The organism is Streptomyces sp. CMB-StM0423 (assembly GCF_002847285.1).
Lineage (GTDB): Bacteria > Actinomycetota > Actinomycetes > Streptomycetales > Streptomycetaceae > Streptomyces.
This window is the reverse complement of sequence record NZ_CP025407.1, coordinates 5,205,311-5,224,856: the sequence shown is the minus strand read 5'-3', so window position 1 is coordinate 5,224,856 and position 19,546 is coordinate 5,205,311. Positions and strand designations below refer to the sequence as shown.

General features: G+C 74.3%; 14 protein-coding genes and 1 pseudogene. 8 read left to right on the top strand and 7 right to left on the bottom strand.

Annotated elements, in window-relative coordinates; all coding sequences use genetic code 11:
- Nucleotides 1-16: 16 nt before the first annotated feature.
- A pseudogene (locus CXR04_RS22810) lies at nucleotides 17-1,199 on the bottom strand (epoxide hydrolase family protein).
- Between the two features lie 154 nt (nucleotides 1,200-1,353).
- Here CXR04_RS22810 and CXR04_RS22805 point away from each other — a divergent pair.
- The 3 genes from CXR04_RS22805 (at nucleotide 1,354) to CXR04_RS22795 (ending at nucleotide 2,808) form a co-directional block, all read left to right on the top strand.
- Nucleotides 1,354-1,839 (top strand): DinB family protein, encoded by a 486-nt coding sequence (locus tag CXR04_RS22805; protein WP_101426540.1) that lies wholly within the window; start codon nucleotides 1,354-1,356, stop codon nucleotides 1,837-1,839.
- A gap of 295 nt (nucleotides 1,840-2,134) precedes the next feature.
- Nucleotides 2,135-2,377 (top strand): DUF2191 domain-containing protein, encoded by a 243-nt coding sequence (locus CXR04_RS22800; RefSeq protein WP_234380423.1) that lies wholly within the window; start codon nucleotides 2,135-2,137, stop codon nucleotides 2,375-2,377.
- Entirely contained in the window at nucleotides 2,374-2,808 is a 435-nt protein-coding gene (locus CXR04_RS22795; protein WP_101424163.1) for a TA system VapC family ribonuclease toxin, read from the top strand. The genes CXR04_RS22800 and CXR04_RS22795 overlap by 4 nt, the downstream gene beginning before the upstream one ends.
- 32 nt (nucleotides 2,809-2,840) lie before the next feature.
- Here the strand turns inward: CXR04_RS22795 and mfd are convergent, their stop codons facing one another.
- On the bottom strand, nucleotides 2,841-6,404 hold the full coding sequence (mfd, locus tag CXR04_RS22790; RefSeq protein WP_101424162.1) for a transcription-repair coupling factor: 3,564 nt from the start codon (nucleotides 6,402-6,404) through the stop codon (nucleotides 2,841-2,843).
- 654 nt (nucleotides 6,405-7,058) lie between these two features.
- Here mfd and CXR04_RS22785 point away from each other — a divergent pair.
- Both CXR04_RS22785 and CXR04_RS22780 read left to right on the top strand, forming a co-directional pair.
- Complete coding sequence (locus CXR04_RS22785) at nucleotides 7,059-7,823, top strand: ABC transporter ATP-binding protein (RefSeq protein ID WP_101424161.1); 765 nt, start codon at nucleotides 7,059-7,061, stop codon at nucleotides 7,821-7,823.
- 1 nt (nucleotide 7,824) lies between these two features.
- On the top strand, nucleotides 7,825-10,410 hold the full coding sequence (locus CXR04_RS22780; RefSeq protein WP_101424160.1) for an ABC transporter permease: 2,586 nt from the start codon (nucleotides 7,825-7,827) through the stop codon (nucleotides 10,408-10,410).
- A gap of 291 nt (nucleotides 10,411-10,701) precedes the next feature.
- Here the strand turns inward: CXR04_RS22780 and CXR04_RS22775 are convergent, their stop codons facing one another.
- Entirely contained in the window at nucleotides 10,702-11,337 is a 636-nt protein-coding gene (locus tag CXR04_RS22775; protein ID WP_101424159.1) for a hypothetical protein, read from the bottom strand.
- 354 nt (nucleotides 11,338-11,691) lie between these two features.
- Here CXR04_RS22775 and CXR04_RS22770 point away from each other — a divergent pair, with 354 nt between their 5' ends.
- Both CXR04_RS22770 and CXR04_RS22765 read left to right on the top strand, forming a co-directional pair.
- Complete coding sequence (locus CXR04_RS22770) at nucleotides 11,692-12,714, top strand: AraC family transcriptional regulator (protein WP_101424158.1); 1,023 nt, start codon at nucleotides 11,692-11,694, stop codon at nucleotides 12,712-12,714.
- A 220-nt stretch (nucleotides 12,715-12,934) separates the two neighbouring features.
- The gene (locus CXR04_RS22765) at nucleotides 12,935-13,780 is read left to right on the top strand and encodes a methyltransferase domain-containing protein (protein ID WP_101424157.1); all 846 of its coding nucleotides are present in this window, start codon (nucleotides 12,935-12,937) and stop codon (nucleotides 13,778-13,780) included.
- 16 nt (nucleotides 13,781-13,796) lie between these two features.
- On the opposite strand, the gene CXR04_RS22760 is transcribed toward CXR04_RS22765, so the two are convergent.
- The gene (locus tag CXR04_RS22760) at nucleotides 13,797-14,399 is read right to left on the bottom strand and encodes an XRE family transcriptional regulator (protein ID WP_101424156.1); all 603 of its coding nucleotides are present in this window, start codon (nucleotides 14,397-14,399) and stop codon (nucleotides 13,797-13,799) included.
- A 98-nt stretch (nucleotides 14,400-14,497) separates the two neighbouring features.
- Between CXR04_RS22760 and CXR04_RS22755 the strand changes: the two genes are divergently transcribed.
- Entirely contained in the window at nucleotides 14,498-15,094 is a 597-nt protein-coding gene (locus CXR04_RS22755) for a class I SAM-dependent methyltransferase (protein ID WP_101424155.1), read from the top strand.
- Between the two features lie 9 nt (nucleotides 15,095-15,103).
- On the opposite strand, the gene CXR04_RS22750 is transcribed toward CXR04_RS22755, so the two are convergent.
- The 3 genes from CXR04_RS22750 to CXR04_RS22740 all read right to left on the bottom strand — a co-directional run bounded on the left by CXR04_RS22750 (nucleotide 15,104) and on the right by CXR04_RS22740 (nucleotide 19,546).
- Nucleotides 15,104-15,658, bottom strand: a complete 555-nt coding sequence (locus CXR04_RS22750) for a hypothetical protein (RefSeq protein WP_234380422.1) — start codon at nucleotides 15,656-15,658, stop codon at nucleotides 15,104-15,106.
- A 65-nt stretch (nucleotides 15,659-15,723) separates the two neighbouring features.
- Complete coding sequence (locus CXR04_RS22745) at nucleotides 15,724-16,662, bottom strand: hypothetical protein (RefSeq protein ID WP_234380421.1); 939 nt, start codon at nucleotides 16,660-16,662, stop codon at nucleotides 15,724-15,726.
- Nucleotides 16,663-16,834: 172 nt separating this feature from the next.
- Nucleotides 16,835-19,546 carry an SUKH-4 family immunity protein gene (locus tag CXR04_RS22740; protein WP_101424154.1) on the bottom strand — a complete coding sequence of 904 codons (2,712 nt, stop codon included), beginning with the start codon at nucleotides 19,544-19,546 and terminating at the stop codon, nucleotides 16,835-16,837.

The following is a 19,546-nucleotide window of genomic DNA, read 5'->3' as shown; positions in this document are numbered from 1 at the left end:
ACGGGGCAGCGGCGGATCAGGCCGCCGCCGCCCGGTACGGGCGGAAGAAGGCGCGCAGCTCCTCCGCGTAGAGCTCCGGCTCCTCGAACGGCGCGAAGTGCCCGCCGCGCGCCGGCTCCGTCACCCGCACGACGTTCGCGGTGCGCTCCAGCCAGGCCCGCGGTGGGCGGGCGATGTCGCCGGGGAAGAGCGAGAAGCCGGATGGCACCTCGACGCGGCGGGCGAGTTGCGCGGGCGGGATCGCGCCGTTCGCGCGGTACATGCGCATCGACGAGCCGATCGTGTTCGTCAGCCAGTAGAGCGTGACGTTCGTAAGGATCTCGTCCTTGGTGTACGAGCGCTCGACGTCGCCGTCGCAGTCGCTCCACGCCCGGAGCTTCTCGACGATCCATGCCGCCAGCCCGGCCGGCGAGTCGGCGAGTCCGAAGGCGGCGGTCTGGGGCTTCGTACGGTGCATGGCGGCGTTACGCGCCCTCGCTCGCGCCCCAGGCCGCGACCGACTCGAACCAGGCGCGCTCTTCGGGGGCGAGGTCCGCCGGGTCGCCCGGCGGGACGGGCATGCCCCCGTCCGTACGGTGAACGGCGACGACCCGGTCGGGGTGGTCGAGCGCGAGGTAGCGGCTGACGTGGCTGCCGATGTCGCCGCCCGCGGCGCCGAAGCGGTCGTAGCCGAGGATGTCCATGAGCTGGGCCCAGAGCCCGGCGACGGCGATGGAGTCGAGGGGCGGGCCGGCGGGGTGGTCGGAGTACCCGTAGCCGGGCATGTCGGGGACGACGACGTCGAAGGCGTCGGCGGGGTCGGCGCCGTGCGCGCCGGGATCGGTCAGGAGGGGGATGACCTTCGTGTAGCGCCAGAAGGAGTCGGGCCAGCCGTGACTGAGGACGAGCGGCAGGACGGGGGCGGCAGAGGCTGAGGGCGCGGCGGCCCGTACGTGCACGAAGTGGATCCCGAGGCCGCCGAGCCGGACGCGGAAGCGGGGCAGCCGGGCGAGTGCCGCCTCCTGCGCCGGCCAGTCGAATCCGTCCGCCCAGTAGCCGGCGAGTCCACGGAGATAGGGGAGGTCGGTGCCCATCGACCAGCCGGCGTCCTCGGGCGCGTCCGGCCAGCGGGTCGCGCGGAGCCTCGCGCGGAGGTCGTCCAGCGCCGCGGGTTCGGTGTGCGGGGTGAACGGCTCGGGGCGGGACGGGGCATCCGGCATGCGACGCACCTTACCGCCGGGTTCCGGGCGGCTTCGGTTCATCCGTTACGGGCACGGGGCTTTGCCGGAACGGCAAGGTTTCTCGCGGGACGGGGCGGGGGTGCGGAGACTGGCGGCGTACCGGACGCTGCTCGTCGAAAGGCAGGACACCCCCATGGCCGCCGCATCCCGCCGCAGGGACACCCCGCCGCCCCGTACCGGAGCCACGGAGGCCGAGACGCTGCGCGGCTTCCTCGACTACCTGCGGACGTCGATCGCCGCGAAGGTCGAGTCCGCGCCGGAACCGCAGGTGCGCACGGCGGGAGTCCCGTCGGGTACGAACCTGCTGGGCCTGCTGCACCACCTCACGTACGTCGAACGCGCGACGTTCCTGGGCGAGCGGGTCACCGACTGGCCGTCGACGTTCGAGGCCCCGGCGGCGTCGACCGTGGCGGAGATCGTCGCGGACTACCGCGAGGCGGTGGCGGGCGCGAACCGGGTGCTCGACGACTGCACGGACCTGGGCGCGGAGGTACCGCGGCGGGGCGGGAAGGCGCCGAGCGTGCGGTGGGCGCTGACGCACATGATCGAGGAAACGGGCCGCCACGCGGGCCACGCGGACATCCTCCGCGAACAAATCGACGGCGCGACGGGCCGCTGACCGGCGCGCGCGCACCCGTCGTAGACGGTGTCCGGTACGCGGCCGTGAGCGGCCCGGCGCGGTAGCCGCGATCCTGCTCCGGTCGGCGCTCGTTCCCGGCGCTCCACGCCAGCCCTTCGTCGTCGTAGAAGACCAGACCACCGAAATCGCCGGCGTCGATGCGGCGTACCAGGCCCGGGGCGGGGGGCGTACCGGCGGCGCCCTACGGTCATCCGCACAGCCGTACGCAGGGTGATGATCCGACACGGTGTGTCATCACGTATGGGAGTATGGGTCCCTGGGTATGGTGAGCCATATGAAGACCACCGTCGACATCTCCGACGCGCTGCTGACCGAGGCGCGCCGGACGGCCCGGCGCAAAGGAACCACGCTGAAGGCCCTCATCGAGCAGGGCCTGCGCGCAGTCCTGGACGAAGAGGCCGACCGCGCCGCCTTCACTCTGCGGGACGCCAGCGTGACGGGCGACGGGCTGCAGCGGGACGTGCGCGGGGCGAGCTGGGACGAGATCCGCGACCTCGCCTACGGGGACCGGGCGTGATCGCCCTCGACACCAACGTCCTCGTCTACGCCCACCGCGCGGACAGCCCGTTCCACGACGCGGCCGCGGCCGCCGTGCGGGGGCTCGCCGAGGGGTCGGCTCCGTGGGCGCTGCCGTGGCCGTGTCTGCACGAGTTCTTCTCCGTCGCCACCCACCCGCGCATCTACCAGCCGCCGAGCACCACCGAGCAGGCGCTGACCCAGATCGACGCCTGGCTCCAGTCCCCCACCGCCGTCCTCCTCGCCGAGGGCACCGGGTACTGGGCCGTGCTCCGCGAGGCGCTGGAGCAGGGCAAGGTCGCCGGGCCGATGGTGCACGACGGGCGGGTCGCCGCACTGTGCCGGATGCACGGCGTACGGGAACTCTGGTCCGCCGACCGTGACTTCAGCCGGTTTCCCGGTATCCGGGTGCGCAATCCCCTCCAGGGGTGACGCACGCACCCGCCCCCGCCCCGCTCCCGTCCCTACGAGTCCAGGATCGTCGTCAGCAGTTCGCCCACCCACGCCAGCAGTTCGCGGCCCTTCAGCGGCTGGGCGCCCATCTGCTTCGGCTTCGGGCGGTCCACCAGGATCTGGTTGAGTGCCGGCTTCACCACCGCGCCCGGGTACAGCCGCTTCAGCCGCAGTTCCTGCGACTCCCGCAGCGACACCGGGCTGAAGCGGATGCGGGTGCCCTGCAAGGTGATGTCCGCGACGCCGCAGGCGCGGGCCAGCATGCGCAGGCCCGCTACCAGCAGGAGGTTCTCGACCGGCTCCGGGAGGGGGCCGTAGCGGTCGGTGAGTTCCTCGCGGACCGCGCGGATGTCGTCCTCCGACGTCACCGAGGCGATCGCGCGGTACGCCGCCAGGCGCAGCCGTTCGCCGGGGGCGTAGTCGTGCGGGACGTGAGCGTCGACCGGCAGTTCGATCTTGACCTCCGGCGGCGGCGCCTCCGCTGCCTTTCCGTCGGCACCCCCCATCGTCGCGCGGTAGTCGGCGACGGCCTCGCCGACCATCCGGACGTAGAGGTCGAAGCCGACGCCCGCGATGTGGCCCGACTGCTCGCCGCCCAGCAGGTTGCCCGCGCCGCGGATCTCCAGGTCCTTCATCGCCACGTACATGCCGGCGCCCATCTCCGTGTGCTGCGCGATGGTGGCGAGGCGTTCGTGCGCCGTCTCCGTCAGCGGCTTCTCCGGCGGGTACAGGAAGTACGCGTAGCCCCGCTCGCGGCCGCGGCCGACGCGGCCGCGCAACTGGTGCAACTGGGAGAGGCCGAAGGTGTCGCCGCGTTCGACGATGAGGGTGTTGGCGTTGGAGATGTCGATGCCGTTCTCCACGATCGTCGTGGAGACCAGCACGTCGAACTTCTTCTCCCAGAAGTCGACCACCACCTGCTCCAGCGCCGACTCCGACATCTGCCCGTGCGCCGTGGCGACCCGCGCCTCCGGCACGGCCTGCCGCAGCCGGGCGGCGGCGCGGTCGATGGACTCCACCCGGTTGTGGATGTAGAAGACCTGGCCCTCGCGGAGCAGTTCGCGGCGGATGGCGGCGCCGATCTGTCTGTCCTCGTACGGGCCGACGAAGGTCAGCACCGGGTGCCGCTCCTCCGGCGGGGTGGTGATCGTCGACATCTCGCGGATGCCGGTGACGGCCATCTCCAGCGTGCGCGGGATGGGGGTGGCGGACATCGTCAGCACGTCGACGTTGGCGCGCAGCTTCTTCAACTGCTCCTTGTGCTCCACGCCGAAGCGCTGCTCCTCGTCGACGATGACCAGGCCCAGGTCCTTGAACCGGGTGTCGGACGAGAAGAGCCGGTGCGTGCCGATGACGACGTCCACCGAGCCCTCGCGCAGCCCGTCGAGCACGGCCTTGGCCTCGGCGTCCGTCTGGAACCGTGACAGCGCCCGCACCACCACGGGGAACTGCGCGTACCGCTCGGAGAACGTGCCCATGTGCTGCTGCACCAGGAGCGTCGTCGGTACGAGGATGGCGGCCTGTTTGCCGTCCTGCACCGCCTTGAACGCCGCGCGCACCGCGATCTCCGTCTTGCCGTACCCGACGTCGCCGCAGACGAGGCGGTCCATGGGGATCGGCTTCTCCATGTCCTCCTTCACCTCGGTGATGGTGGACAACTGATCCGGCGTCTCCACGTACGGGAACGCGTCCTCCAGCTCGCGCTGCCACGGGGTGTCCCCCGCGAAGGCGTGGCCGGGGGCGGCCATGCGCGCCGAGTAGAGCTTGATGAGGTCGGCGGCGATCTCCTTGACGGCCTTCTTCGCCCGGGACTTGGTCTTGGCCCAGTCGGAGCCGCCCAGCCGGTGCAGCGTGGGGGCCTCGCCGCCGACGTACTTGGTGACCTGGTCGAGCTGGTCGGTGGGGACGTACAGCCGGTCGCCCGGCTGGCCGCGCTTGGCGGGGGCGTACTCCACCAGCAGGTACTCGCGGGTGGCGCCCTGGACCGTGCGCTGCACCATCTCCAGGTAGCGCCCCACGCCGTGCTGCTCGTGCACGATGTAGTCGCCGGCCTGGAGGGTCAGCGGGTCGATCTGCTTGCGCCGCCGCGCGGGCATCCGGGCGCCCTCGCGGCCGGCGGCCTTCTGGCCGGACAGGTCGGTCTCGGTGAGCACCGCGAGGCGCAGGCCGGGGGCGACGAAGCCGTGGTCCAGCTCGCCGCAGGAGACGTGCACGACGGACGGCGCGAGCGCGTCGGGGGCGAGGTCCGCGTCGAGGCGGGCGGCGATGCCCTCGCCGCCGAGGACCTCGGTGGTGCGCTGCGCGGGGCCGTGGCCCTCGGTGAGGTAGACCACGCGCCAGCCGTCGGCGAGCCAGCCCTTGGTGTCGGCGAGGGCGCGGGCGGTGTCCCCCCGGTAGACCTCGGGGGCGTGCAGGCCCAGCTCCAGGGTGTCGTCCTCCAGCTCCGCGTCGGCGGAGAAGGGGCTGACCGACCACCACATCATGCCCAGCTCGCGCGCGTGCTCGCGGACGTCGGCGATGCCCCACAGCGAGGCGCGGCCCAGCAGCTCCAGGTCGATCGGCGCCTCGCCGCCGCCCGCGGAGGCGGCCCAGGACGCCTGGAGGAACTCCTGCGACGTGGCGACCAGGTCGGCGGCGCGGGTCCGCACCCGCTCGGGGTCGCAGGACACCGCCATGCTGCCGGCCGGAAGCACGTCGAGCAGCAGCTCCATGTCGTCGACGAGGACGGGCGCCAGGGACTCCATGCCCTCCACCGCGATGCCCTCGGCGATCTTCCCCAGCATCTCGCCGAGCTGCGGGTGCCGTACGGCGAGGTCGGCGGCCCTGGCCCGGACGGAGCCCGTCAGCAGCAGCTCGCGGCACGGCGGCGCCCACAGGCCGTGCTCGGCGACCTCAAGGGACCGCTGGTCGGCGACCTTGAAGTAGCGGATCTCCTCGATGTCGTCGCCCCAGAACTCCACCCGCAGGGGATGCTCCTCGGTGGGCGGGAACACGTCGAGGATCCCGCCGCGCACCGCGAACTCGCCGCGCTTCTCGACCAGCTCCACCCGGCTGTACGCGGCCGCCCCCAGCGCCTGCACCGTCTCTTCCAGGTCGGCGGATCGGCCGCTGCGCAGGGCCACGGGCTTGAGGTCGCCGAGCCCCTTGACCTGTGGCTGGAGCACGGAGCGTACGGGCGCGACGACGACGGAGACGGGGCCCGCGGCCGCGTCGTCGGGGTCCGGGTGCGCGAGCCGGCGGAGCACGGCGAGGCGGCGGCCGACGGTGTCGGAGCGGGGCGAAAGACGCTCGTGCGGCAGGGTCTCCCAGGCCGGGTACTCCACCACGGCGTCCTCGCGGCCCGGCGGCATCAGCGAGCGCAGGGCGGCGGCCAGGTCCTCGGCCTCGCGGCCGGTGGCGGTGACGGCGAGCACCGGGCGCCGGGTGCGCGCGGCGAGCGCCGCGAGCGCGAAGGGGCGGGCGGCGGGCGGGCCGACGAGGTCGACCTTCGGCCGCGCGCCGCCCTCCGCGGCGGTCACCGCCTCGGCGAGCGCGGGGTCGCGGACGACGGCGTCGAGCAGGCCGTACAGGCTCATGGGGCATCCGCTCCGGGTGGCTGGGTACTGGGTGGGTGGGCAGGCGGCCGGCGCCGCGGGCAACGCGAACAGCCCGAGGCGGCGGACGCCCCGGGGGGTCTCCAGCGTACGACGCCCCGCCGACACCCGGCGCCCAAGCCGCAGGACCGCCCCCGCGGCGGCGCCCCCGGTGCCTGGGTGCCCGCCTCCCGGGGGTGCCCGCCCCCCTGGGTGCCCGCTCCCGGCCACCCGCGGCCGTGCCACCCCTCGGTCCGCGCCCGCCCCGGCCCCGTACCGCCGCACCGCCTTCCGCCGCCCCCAGCCCGAAGCCGCAGGTGCCGCCGCGGAACCCCGACCTCCGGCCCGTACCGCCCCCGCGCACCCCTAAGGGCCCGCCCCCGTCGGAAAGCAGGGGCGGGCTCCTCCGTCCGGCCGACGGGACCGCCCTCAGGGCTATCTAGCCTGGTCAGGCGGGTCGACGGCGGAGACGGCGGGCCGGGCGGGGGGTCCTTCCCCAGTAGCGGGGTGGGGATATCCCCACACCGGATACGGCGCCAGGCACCAGGGATTTCCCGGCCCCCGCTCACGAGACTCATACACACGACGAAACAGCGCCGCAGCAGCGGCGCGAACAGGTTCCGCAGGGGCGGTTCCACAGACGAAGGAGACACGACAGTGACTACGGCTGTAGCGGCGCGCACGGCCGTCGCCGCACGAGCGCGACAGGTGACCAAGGCGTACGGCTCGGGGGAAACGCGGGTCCTCGCTCTCGACAACGTCGATGTGGACATCGCCCGGGGCCAGTTCACCGCCATCATGGGGCCCTCGGGCTCCGGCAAGTCGACCCTCATGCACTGCCTCGCCGGCCTCGACACGGTCACGGCGGGCCGCATCTGGATCGACGAGACCGAGATCACCGGGCTGAAGGACAAGAAGCTGACCCAACTGCGGCGCGACCGCGTGGGCTTCATCTTCCAGGCGTTCAACCTCCTGCCCACCCTCAACGCCCTGGAGAACATCACGCTGCCCATGGACATCGCGGGCCGCAAGCCCGACCGCGAGTGGCTGGAGCGCGTGGTGGGCACCGTGGGCCTGGCCGACCGGCTCAAGCACCGCCCGAGCCAGCTCTCCGGCGGCCAGCAGCAGCGCGTCGCGGTGGCGCGGGCGCTCGCCTCCCGGCCGGAGATCATCTTCGGCGACGAGCCGACCGGCAACCTCGACTCCCGCGCCGGCGCCGAGGTTCTCGGCTTCCTGCGCCGCTCGGTGGACGAGCTGGGCCAGACCATCGTGATGGTCACCCACGACCCGGTCGCCGCCGGCTACGCCGACCGCGTCCTCTACCTCGCCGACGGCCGCATCGTCGACGAGATGTGGAACCCGACCTCCGAGCAGGTCCTCGACCGGATGAAGTCCTTCGACGCGCGGGGCCGGGTGGCCTGAGATGACCGTCCTCAAGACCTCCATGCGCAACTTCTTCTCCCATAAGGGACGCATGGCGCTCTCCGCAGTCGCCGTCGTCCTGTCGGTGGCGTTCGTGTGCGGCACGCTCGTCTTCTCCGACACCATGACCACCACCTTCGACCGGCTCTTCAAGGCATCCGCCTCCGACGTCCGCGTCAGCCCCAAGGCCGCGGACAACGACGACGGCGACTGGGGCCGCAAGCCGCAGCCGACGATGCCGGCCGCGGAGCTGGCGCGGGTCGAGAAGGTCGACGGCGTCAAGGCCGTCGAGGGCGAGGTGGCCAACGACGCCATCACCGTCGCGAACGCCGACAACGACAACCTCGGCTCCACCACCGGCGCCCCCACCATCGGCACCAACTGGGACCGGCTGGAGCTGGAAACCACCGAGATCACCTCGGGCCACGAGCCGCGCGGCCCCACCGAGGTCGTCATCGACGCCGACGCCGCCGACAAGCACGGCGTGGAGATCGGCGACAAGATCCGTACGATCGCGGCCCCGGGCTCGTTCACCTCCGAGGTCGTCGGCATCGCCACCTTCAAGATCACCAACCCGGGCGCGACGATCGTCTACTTCGACACCGCGACCGCGCAGGAGAAGCTCCTCGGCAAGCCCGGCGTCTTCTCCTCGGTCAACCTCACCGCCGACGCCGGCGTCTCCAACGAAGCGCTGAAGGCCGACGTCCAGAAGGCCGTGGCCGACTCCGCCGAGCCCCTCAAGGTGCAGACGAAGGACGAGGTCGTCGAGGAGAACAAGAACGACCTCGGCAGCTTCATGGACGTCATGAAGTACGCCATGCTCGGCTTCGCCGGCATCGCCGTCCTCGTGGGCATCTTCCTCATCGTCAACACCTTCTCGATGCTCGTCGCCCAGCGCACCCGCGAGCTGGGGCTGCTGCGGGCCATCGGGTCCAGCCGCCGCCAGGTCAACCGCTCGGTGCTCGTCGAGGCGCTGCTCCTCGGCGTCATCGGCTCGGTCCTCGGCGTCGGCGCGGGCATCGGCATCGCCGTGGGGCTGATGAAGCTCATGGGCGCGGCCGGCATGGAACTCAACACCGCCGACCTGACGATCAATGCCACCACGCCCATCGTGGGCATCGTCCTCGGCGTCATCGTCACCGTGCTCGCCGCGTGGCTGCCGGCCCGCCGGGCGGGCAAGGTCTCGCCGATGGCCGCGCTGCGCGAGGCCGGCACGCCGGGCGACCGCAAGGCGGGTGCCGTACGCACCACGCTGGGCGTGCTGCTCACCGCAGGCGGCGGCGGGCTGCTCTTCCTCACCACCCGCGTCGACGAGGCGGCCGACGGCGCGATGTACCTCGCGGGCGGCGTGCTGCTGTCCCTGCTGGGCTTCATCGTCTTCGCACCGGTGCTGGCCGGTCTGCTGGTACGGGCCCTCGCAGCCGGCGTGCTGCGGATCTTCGGCCCGGTGGGCCGCATGGCCGAGCGCAACGCGCTGCGCAACCCGCGGCGCACCGGGGCGACCGCCTCGGCGCTGATGATCGGGCTCTCGCTGGTCGCCTGCCTGTCGGTGGTCGGGTCCTCCATGGTCGCCTCGGCGACGGAGGAGCTGGACAAGTCGGTGGGCGCGGACTTCATCATCCAGGCCGACGGCGGCCAGCCGATCGTCCCGGAGGCCGCGAAGGTCCTCGACGAGGCCCCGCACATGGAGCACGTCACGCACTACAAGGCCCTCGACGCCGACCTGACGCTGCCGGACGGCGAGACCGTCGAGGAGTACGGCCTGACCGCCGCCTCCGCGACCTACGCGCAGGACCTCAGGACCGTGACCGTGCGCGGCGACCTGGCCGACGCCTACAAGAAGGACAGCATGTCCGTCGGCGAGGACTTCGCCAAGGACCACGGGCTGAAGCTCGGCGACACCCTCACCGTCGACTTCGCCGACGGCGGCACCGCGGAGCTGACGCTGCGCGCCGTCACCTCCTCCGAGACCACGCTCGACGCGGGTGCCGCGTATCTGAACCTGACCACGGCCCGGGACTACATCAAGGCCGGCGACCTGCCGTTCGACGACATCATGTTCGGCAAGGCGAAGGAGGGCCAGGAGGAGGCCGCGTACGCCTCGCTGAAGGAGCTGATGGACCCGTACCCGCAGTACCAGGTGCGCGACCAGACGGACTTCAAGCAGACCCTGAAGGACCAGGTGGGCCAGATGCTCAACCTCGTCAACGGACTGCTGGCGCTGGCGATCATCGTGGCGGTCCTCGGCGTCGTCAACACCCTGGCCCTGTCGGTGGTCGAGCGGACCCGGGAGATCGGGCTGGTGCGCGCGATCGGGCTGTCGCGCAGGCAACTGCGCCGGATGATCCGGCTGGAGTCGGTGGTGATCGCCCTGTTCGGCGCGCTGCTCGGGCTCGGGCTCGGGCTGGCGTGGGGCATGGCGGCACAGCAACTGCTGGCGCTGGAGGGCCTGAAGGTGCTCGACATCCCCTGGCCGACGATCGGGGTGGTGTTCGCGGGCTCGGCGGTCGTCGGGTTGTTCGCGGCGCTGGTCCCGGCGTTCCGGGCGGGCCGGATGAACGTGCTGAACGCCATCGCGACCGAGTAGCGGCGGTACGCGGTGGAGGGGCCCGGCGAAGCTTGGTGGGCGTTCGCCGGGCCCCGAGCCCGTTCCCGGTACGGGCGGTATCCGGGACGGGCGGTATCCGGGACGGGCGGTCATGCGGAGCCGCCGGAGGCGGCTCCCGTACGGGCCGGCGGCCCCACGGGGGTGGGACGCCGGCCCTGCTTCCGTTGCCGGCATCTGTCGCCGGTCGCCGCCGACGGCTTCCGCCGGGGGCCTCTGTTGTCGATCGCGGCCGCAGGCCGCTGTCGGCGGCCTCTGTTGCCGGACCGGCGGTTACGGGGTCCAGACGATCGGCTCGTCCTCGTAGTCGTCCTCCTCGTACGAGGCGCCCGCGACGCCGGCGCCGGGGCCGGCGCCCTGGAGCCGCTTCGTCTCGTACGAGGCCCCCGCCTCGGCGAACTCGTCGGGCGCCTGGCCCTCCGCACACCCCTCGACGTCCGCGCCGAAGACCGTGGCCCCGGGGTCGCCGCCGTCCGCGGTGGTGCCGATCAGGTCCGGCGGGTACGAGCCGCCCAGGTCGCTGCCGTCCGCGTTCTCGACGGTGAACTCGACGCAGAACGGCGTGATGTCCGCGTCGCCGTTCTCCCCGAGCGCGGCGTCGAAGGCCGCCTTGTCCACGTCCGACACCCCGGTGACGGTGATCCCGATGTGGCCGGTGGCGCCCGCCCTGTCGTAGGGGACGACCGCCTGCTCGCCGATCTTCAGCTTCGTCCCCGGCGGCGTCACCTCGACCTCCTTCGGCGCGGCGGCCGGGCTCTCCTCCTCGGCGGCCGCCGGCTCCTCCTCGGGCTCCGGCGCGGCCTCCTGCGAGGACTCCCGGTCCGCGGCGGAGGAGTCGGAGCCGTCGTCGTCCGAGCAGCCGGCGGTGAGGGCGAGCGCGGCGGCGCTGACGGCCGCCAGCACTGTCATGCGAGTTCGGTTCACTGAGGGTTGCCTTTCGAAAATGCGCGGTGGCGCGCGCGGTCTCTCGTGCTGGTCGTGCATGAGAGGCATGCAAGCAAGGACACGAGCGGTCACCGCACGCGCATATTCGTGTCCCGACCCACGGTGGCAGCCGGGCCCCCGCCGGGTCATTGACGCTCTGAGGACACTTTCTTGACGATGCGTCGACGTCAGCCGCAGACGTCAGCCGCGGCCCGCGCCGCGCGCCCCCGGCGCACTCCGCCCGCTCCGCGCGGTCCCGCCGTCCGGGTAAAGGGCGGGTAAATGGATGCTCTAGGCTCGGGGGACTTGTCTCGGGGGGCAGTCGGGGTGGAGGCAGGCATGATCGGGGACGAGTTCCGCAGCGACGAGGTACCGGCACCGGACCGGTTCTCCCACTGGACGAACCGGATGTGCTCGCGGATGGAGGGGTTCTGCGCCCTGGAGCCGGGCGGTGAGCGCTGGGACGGCACCGGGTTCCTCGCCGAGGAACTGGAGATCGGACTGGGCGAAGTCCAGGTCGCGGCCCGCAGGCTCTCCCCGGTGAACGTACGCCGCGCGTCCGCGGACGCCGACGTCGGCGACGACGCGTACCAGTTCCTCATGCCCCTTCAGGGCTCGCTGCACACGGACTGGGACGGCCGCACGGGCGTCTGCCGCCCCGGCGGCATGTACTTCCACGACGGGACGCGGCTCAACGGCTTCGACTGCCGCCCCCCGGACGCCTGCGGGACCTTCGACGCGCTGGTCGTCACCATCCCGAAGGAGCGGCTGACGCTCCCGGCCGGCAGCCTCCGGCGCTTGGTCGGCCGGGAACTCCCCGGCGACCAGGGCCCGGGCGCGCTCCTGGCCGGCGCCGTCGGCCACGTGCTGAGCAGCGCGGACGTCTACCGCCCCACCGACACCGCCCGGCTGGGCACCGCCGTGCTGGACCTGGTGCACGCCCACCTGGCCCACCAACTGGAGGCGCTGACGCCGGAGTCGCTGGACCCGGAGCACCGCAGGCACGCGCTGCTGGTGCGGGTCGTGGACTTCATGCGCCACCACCTGGAGGACCCGGAGCTGACCCCGCAGTCGGTCGCCGACGCCCACCACGTCTCCGTCAGCTACCTGCACCGGATCTTCCGCGCCCACACCGGGGGCCGCGAGACAGTCGCGGGCTGGATCCGCCGCCAGCGCCTCGAACACGCCCGCCGCGACCTCGCCGACCCGGTGCTCGCGGCGGTGCCCGTACACCGGATCGCGGCCCGCTGGGGCTACATCCACGCGGCGGCGTTCACGCGCAACTTCCGCGCGGCGTACGGGGTGACGCCCCGGGAGTACCGGCACGGCGACCCGGCGGCCTCCGCCGACGGCGGCTCCTGAACCCGTCGCGTGGGGCTCGTAGACTCGTGGCGTGGCATTCACGAGCGGTCCGCACTGCTTCCTCTGAGCGGAAGGCACTGAGGGCGGCGCCGGCCGGCGTCGCCCTCCCCGGCGTGCCTGCCGCGTGATCCGCGTTCCCTCGCCGCCCGCCTCGCGGGCAACGGCGTTGCGCGCGCGCCCGCAGGCACGGTCCCCGTCCGCCCCGTGCCAGGAGTGCCCCGTGCCCGTACCGCTTCCCCCCGCCCTCGCCCTCTCGCTCGACGTGCTGCGCTGCCCCACGTGCCGCCGCACCCGCCGCCTGCACCCCGAAGGCGGCGCCCTGCGCTGCCCGGCGGGCCACACCTTCGACCTCGCCCGCCACGGCTACGTCAGCCTGCTCACCGGCGCCCGCGCCACCAGCGGCGACGACGCGGACATGGTGCGCGCCCGGAGCCGGTTCCTGGCCACCGGCGCGTACGAGCCGCTGCGCGCGGCCGCGGCCCGGCTGGCGGCCGCCGCGGTGTCCCGGCCGCGGGCCACGGTCGTGGACGCGGGCTGCGGTACGGGCCACTACCTCGCCGGCGTGCTCGACCGGCTGCCCGGCGCCCGCGGCGTCGGCCTCGACACCTCCGTACGCGCCCTGCGCGCCGCCGCCCGTGCCCACGACCGGGCCGCCGCCGTGGCCGCCGACGTCTTCCGCCCCCTGCCGCTGGCCGACGGCACCGCCGATGTCGTCCTGAACGTCTTCGCCCCGCGCAACGCGGCCGGGTTCCACCGCGTGCTGCGGCAGGGCGGCCGGCTGGTCGTGCTCCGCCCCACCGGGCGCCACCTGGCCGAACTGCGCGACCGGCGGCCCGCGATGGTCGCCGTCGACCCGGCGAAGGAGGAGCGGCTGCACCGCGCGCTCGACCCCTTCTTCGAGGCCGCCGCCACCGAGCGGGTCGACTACCCCGTCCACCTGACCGCGGCGGAGGCCCTGGACCTGGTGGCGATGACACCGAGCGCGCGCCACCCGGCCCGTACGGAAGGACCTCCGCCGGGCCGGGTCACCGTCTCGGTGCTGGCCACCGCCTACCGGCGGCGGTGAACGGGGCCCTCGGCGTTCAGAGGTGATCGGGCTCGCCGGGCCGGAAGCTCGCCCGGACGTGGACGCGCTCGCCCTGGGGGCCGAGGATGCTGAGGAACTCCACGGCGCCTTCGTCGGCGTTGCCGAACCAGTGCGGAAGGTGGGTGTCGAACTCGGCCGCCTCCCCTTCTCCGAGAATGAAGTCCTTGTCGCCGAGGACGACGCGCAGGCGCCCCTTCAGGACGTACAGCCAGTGATAGCCCTCGTGCGACCGGGGGTCGGGCTCACGGCCGTCGGTCAGACCGGCGGGCAGCAGGTGCTTGAACGCCTGCAGCCCGCCGGGCTTGCGCGTCAGCGGGACGACGGTCATGCCGTTCCGGGTGAACGGCCGCGGATACACCCGGGGGTCGAGCTCCGCCGGCGCGCCGACCAGCTCCTCGTTCGGCACCTGGTACGCCCTGGCCAGCGGCAGCAGCAGTTCCAGACCCGGCTTGCGCTGTCCGGACTCCAGCCGGGACAGGGTGCTGACCGGAATGCCGGTGGTCGCCGACAGGGCGGTCAGGGTGACGCCCCTGCGGCGGCGCAGCTCGCGCAGCCGGGGGCCGACCGCGGCGAGCACGGCGTCGATGTCATCGCTCACGGGCCCACTGTGCGGCCCCTGTGCACTTTCCGCAAAGAACTTTGCCGGATCGCCGAGCCGGGTGCACCGTGGCGGCACACAGCGAGAGGAGCGGGCACATGGACACCGAGCACTGGGATGCGATGTACCGCGGCCGCGACCAGGTGTTCAGCGGCAACCCCAACGCCGTACTCGTCGCCGAGGCCGCCGGCCTGCCGCCGGGCCGGGCGCTCGACGCCGGCTGCGGCGAAGGCGCCGACGCCCGCTGGCTGGCCCGGCGCGGCTGGCAGGTCACCGCGGTCGACGTCTCCGGGGTCGCCCTGCGGCGCGCCAGGGCCACCGACGCCGGCGGCCGGGTGACGTGGCAGCGGGCCGACCTCCTGGCCGCACCGCCACCCGCCGGCGCCTACGACCTGGTGTCCGTCCACTACTTCCCGCTCAGGCGCCGCCCCGGCCACGCCGCACTGCGCGGCCTGCTGGACGCCGTCGCCCCCGGCGGCACGCTGCTCTTCGCCACCCACGCCCTCGCCGGCCTGGCCCGCCACGGGGAGCCGGGCTTCGACCCGGCGGACTACTACCAGCCCGGCGACATCGCCGGACTCCTCGCACCCGACTGGGAGATCCTGGCCGACGAGACCCGCCCCCGCACCGCCCCGCCGCCCGCCGGCACCCACCACGCCCACGACGCCGTCCTGAGAGCACGACGCCCAGGATGAGCGCTCCCGTCAGTACGGTGCCATGTCCAGGTCACCGATCACCCGCAGCCCGACTTGCGCCGCAAGCCACGGAGCGCGTTCGGCCTCGACCTGCTTGACGTGGACGAACACCGTGTAGTCGGCCACCGGCTCGGTCAGTTCCAGATCGCGGGCGTGCGCGCACAAGGTGACGAACGCCCCGCGGGTGCCTCCCGCCCCCAGGCCCACCTCCGGGGCCTCCGGCCAGGCGTTGAAGTCCCACCGCACCGTCGCCGGGCTGTCGCCCACCGCCCGGAGAAACGGCTCCACGGCCTCGGGGGTCTCGGACCAGCACGACAGCCGGACGGGCAGGCAGGCCGCGGGGTCGTCCCCCCTGGCGGAGGAGCCGGGCCTCTCCCCTTCCGCCCACCAGTCGGCGTCCGGCAGCAGGGCCAGCACCCCCGAGAGAGCGTGGGGCGAGGAGATCCGCGCGTCGAAGTCGACTTCCAGGTCGCTCAGGTCGGCGAGTGCCAGCAGCCTTTCGACGATGCGCAGCCCCTCCGAGAGGTCCACCGTTCTCAAGACGGGCTGCGCGTAGGAGTTCATGGCGAACAGTGTGCCACCGCGTAGGGAGGTGGCCGGGTGAGATCGCTCGCAGCCCGGACGTACCGCTAGTCGTCCCCGTGGGGCGAGGGGCCCGGGACGGTGCCGGTGGCCGGGTCGGAGTCCGGGGCACGGCCCGTCATCGCCGTGAGGGTGGCGCGTACGTGCTCCATGTGCGCCGACAGTTCCTCGCGGCGGCCCTCCGCCTCGCGCAGCGCGCGCTGCGTGTCGCGCTCGATCTGCTCCGCCTGCCCCACCGCCTCCGCCACCAGCTCCGCGCCCTGCGCCTCCGCCTCGTCGCGGCAGCGGGCCGCGTACTCCTCGGCCTCGGCGTGCGCCGCCTGCTGCTCGGCGAGGTGCGCCTCCGCGGCCCGGGTACGGGTGGCGAGGTCGGCGTCGATGGCCTGCCGCCGCTCCCGTACCTCCTCGTCCAGCCGCCGCGCCGCCGCCGTGCGTTCGTGACCGGCGTCGTCGAGCATCGCCGCCGTGCGGTGCTTCATCTCCGCCAGCGCCGCCGCCGCCTCGCCCGCGGTGTCCTCGACCGCGGCGTGCGCGGAGGACAGCAGGTCGGCCGCCTCCTGCTCGGCCACGCCGAGCGCGCTGCGCAGCCGGGCCTCGGCCTCCTCGCGCAGTGCGTGCGCGGCGCGGCGGGTGTCGGCGGTGGTCTCCTCGACGTACTGGCGCGTCTCGGCCTGCGCGCGGTGCAGTTGCTCCGCCGCCGTGCCGCGGAGTTCCGCGGCCTGGTCCTGGGCGAGGTACAGGATCTCCTGGGCGCGGGCGCCCAGTTCCGCGTACGTCTGCTCCTTGACCTGCGCCAGCTCGCCGGTGAGGCGTTCCAGCTCCTGGCCCAGCTCGCGCTCCAGGACGGTGAGGCGGGCGGCCCGCTCCCAGGCGGAGTCGCGCTCCTCGCCCACGCGGGTCACCGCGGCGTCCACTTGGTCGGGGTGGTAGCCGCGACCACCGCGTACGGTGTCGAAGCCCCGAGCCGACGTCTTCACGGTGCCCATGTGATCGAGCTCCTCTCGTCCCCGGTCGACTGTCGGCGCTCATCCTTCAGGACTCGTGCGAATCGGTCATAATCTGACACCCACTCCTTTCAGGTGGTCATCGGTCGAAGAACATACGAAACGGCCCCACCGGCGGAGCCGGTGAGGCCGTTCCCGTACTGCCCGCGCAGGGTTACAACAGGCCGTCCCAGAGCTGTTCGAGCACCACCGACCACCAGTGGTCGGGGCCCTGGAGGGCCGCCGGGTCGATCGCCGCCAACTGCGACTGGAAGTCGACCGTCCAGCGCCCCGCCTGGTCCGGCGTCAGCCCGAAGCGCATCCGCCACATGTGGCCGAGCATCGCCAGGCAGCGCACGAACTCCGGCAGCCCCGAGTTCACGAACTGCGGCGGCGCGCTGCCCCCGCCGGGCGCCGCCTCCAGCGGCACGGCGACGATGTGCGCGGTGCCGTACTGGACGCACATCTGGCGGCCGAAGTCGTTGCCCATCACGAGGTACGAACCGGCGTCGGACGCCGCCTGCACCCCCCGCTCCGCCGCCAGCTCCGCCAGCGTCGGCACCGGCCGGCCCGGCTGCGCCTGGCCCCAGAAGAACGGGCCGAAGTCCATCGGCAGCCCGGCCCACACGAGCGTCTGGGCCACGATGTCCGGCACGCCCTGCCGGGCCACGGCCCGCTGGTCGTACCGGAACACGCCCTGCGGCCCGAACGCCTGGTACAGCTCGTGCCCCAGCCCCTCCGGGGGCAGCGGCGGCAGCACGGGGATCTGCCCGGGCGGCGGCAGCGGCACGCGCTGCGGCCGCGGCCGGGCCGGGCCGTCGGCGACCTGGTGCAGCTCGCCCTGGTGCTCGATGAGCTGCTGCATGCCCTGCTGACGGGAGGCGTGGTCGCGGCCGTAGGAGGCGGTGTGGCTGAGCCGCACCTGCGGCCAGGTCTCGCGGATCATGCGGGAGCAGTAGCCGCCGGGCAGGTCGCAGGGCTCCAGCTCGGTGTGCAGCTCCAGGACCTGCTGCGGGGGTACGCCCATGCCGCGCAGCTCGTGCAGGATCTGCCACTCGGGGTGCGCGGTGCCGGGGGCGGAGCGGCGCATGACCTGCTGCTCGGAGCCGTCTTGCGCGCGGTAGCGCAGGACGGCGAGGTAGCCGGGGCCGACGGTGGGGACGCCGGGGGGCGGGTAGCCGTAGCCGGCGGGCTGGGGGGCACCGGGGGGTGGCATGCCGGGGGCGGGTGCTCCGGGTGCTCCGGGTGCTCCCGGTACGGGTCCGGGGGCGCCGGGGGCGCCCGGGGGGAAGGGGGCGGGGCCGGCGGCGGGGGGCGCGCCGGGGGCGCCCGGGGCGCCCGGTGCGAAGGGGGCGCCGCCGGGGGGCGGGGCGGGCTGGCCGGGCGCGGGAGGCGGGGGTGTGCTGGGTGCCCCGGGGGCGCCGGGTGGGGCGGCGGGTGCGCCGGGGGGTGAGGGTGGGCCCGGGGGTGCGCCGCCTGCGGAGGCGCCCGGGTCGACCTGCGACACGAGCTGGGTCGGGATGTACGAGTTGCCACCGCCCGGGGTGCCCGGAGCGGACGGCGGGGGCGGCGCCGAGGACCCGGAGCCGCGGCCGGCGCCGGGCGTGCCGGGGGCGCCGGGAGGCGGCGGTACGCCCTGACCGCCGGGGGACCGCTTGCCCTTGAGCGGGGGCGGGAGGGGGGTGGCCTTGCTGGTGGCCTGCTCGGCGATGTCCGCGGCACCGCCACCGGGGTTGGGGGGCGGGGCGGAGGGGGTGTGGGGGGCGCCCGGAGCGCCGGGGGCTCCGGGTGCGGAGGGGGCGCCCGGGGCTCCGGGGGCCGCGGGCGGGGTGGGCGGGGTGGGCGGGGCCGGGGTGCCGGGTGCCGCGGGGGCGGGTGGGGCGCCGGGGGCGTTCGGGGCTCCCGGCGGGGCGGGGGCGCCGGGGGGCGGGGTGCCCGGCGCGCCGGGGTAGCTGCCGGAGCCGGGGGCCGGTGCGGCGCCGGGGCCCGGAGGGGGCGTGGCGCCGGGGGCCGCGGGCTGGCCGGGCGGCGCCGGGGCGCCGGGGTAGCCGCTGGGGGCGGGCGGAGCGCCCGCGCCCGAGTGCGGGCCCGGGGCACCGGGGTAGCTGCCGCCGCCGGGCGGGGGCGGGTACGGGCCGCTCGGCGGCGGGGTGTCGGGAAGCTGAGCGGAGAGGACCGTCTCCGGCAGGGGTACGGAGGCCGCGTCGTCGTCGCCGCGGGAGTTGGTGTCGTTCCACGGAGTCGGCGCCGCCGCAGCGGGCGCCGTCGGGTCCACCCGCGGGCCCACCGACCCGGAGGAGACCGCCGAAGCACCGGCACCCCCGGCCGCGTACGGCGAAGCGGGACCGGAGCTCCCGGCCCCGTACGGCGCACCCGAACCCGGCGCACCCGAACCCGACGCCGAGGCAGGCGACGGCGACGGGGAAGGAGCAGGCGCAGCCGCGTGCCGGCCACCCGAACCACCGGACCCGGCAGACCCGGACGACCCCGAGGACCCCGAGTCGCGCCGCGGAATGCCGATCTGGTCCGCCGCCTCCTGCAGCCACTCCGGCGGCGTCAGCAGGAACGACGTCGCCCCCAGGTCCACACGCTCCCCCGGCTGCGCGCCACGCGGCGCCGCCGCCTCCTCGCCGCCGTACTCCTCCTCGAAGCGCCGGATCACCTCGCCGACCGGCAGCGCGGGCCACAGCGTCGTGTCGCCCGAGTCGCGCGCGATGACCATGCGCGCCCCCGAGCCCTCCGGCACCTCGTCGCCCGCCGGGATCTCGGCCCAGGCCACGAAGCCCAGCTCGAACTCCCGCACCTTGACCTCGCGGCGCCGCTGCTGCGGCACCCCGCCGTTGATCCACGAGTCGGCGCGCTCCTGCGCCTGTGCGAAGGTGACCAT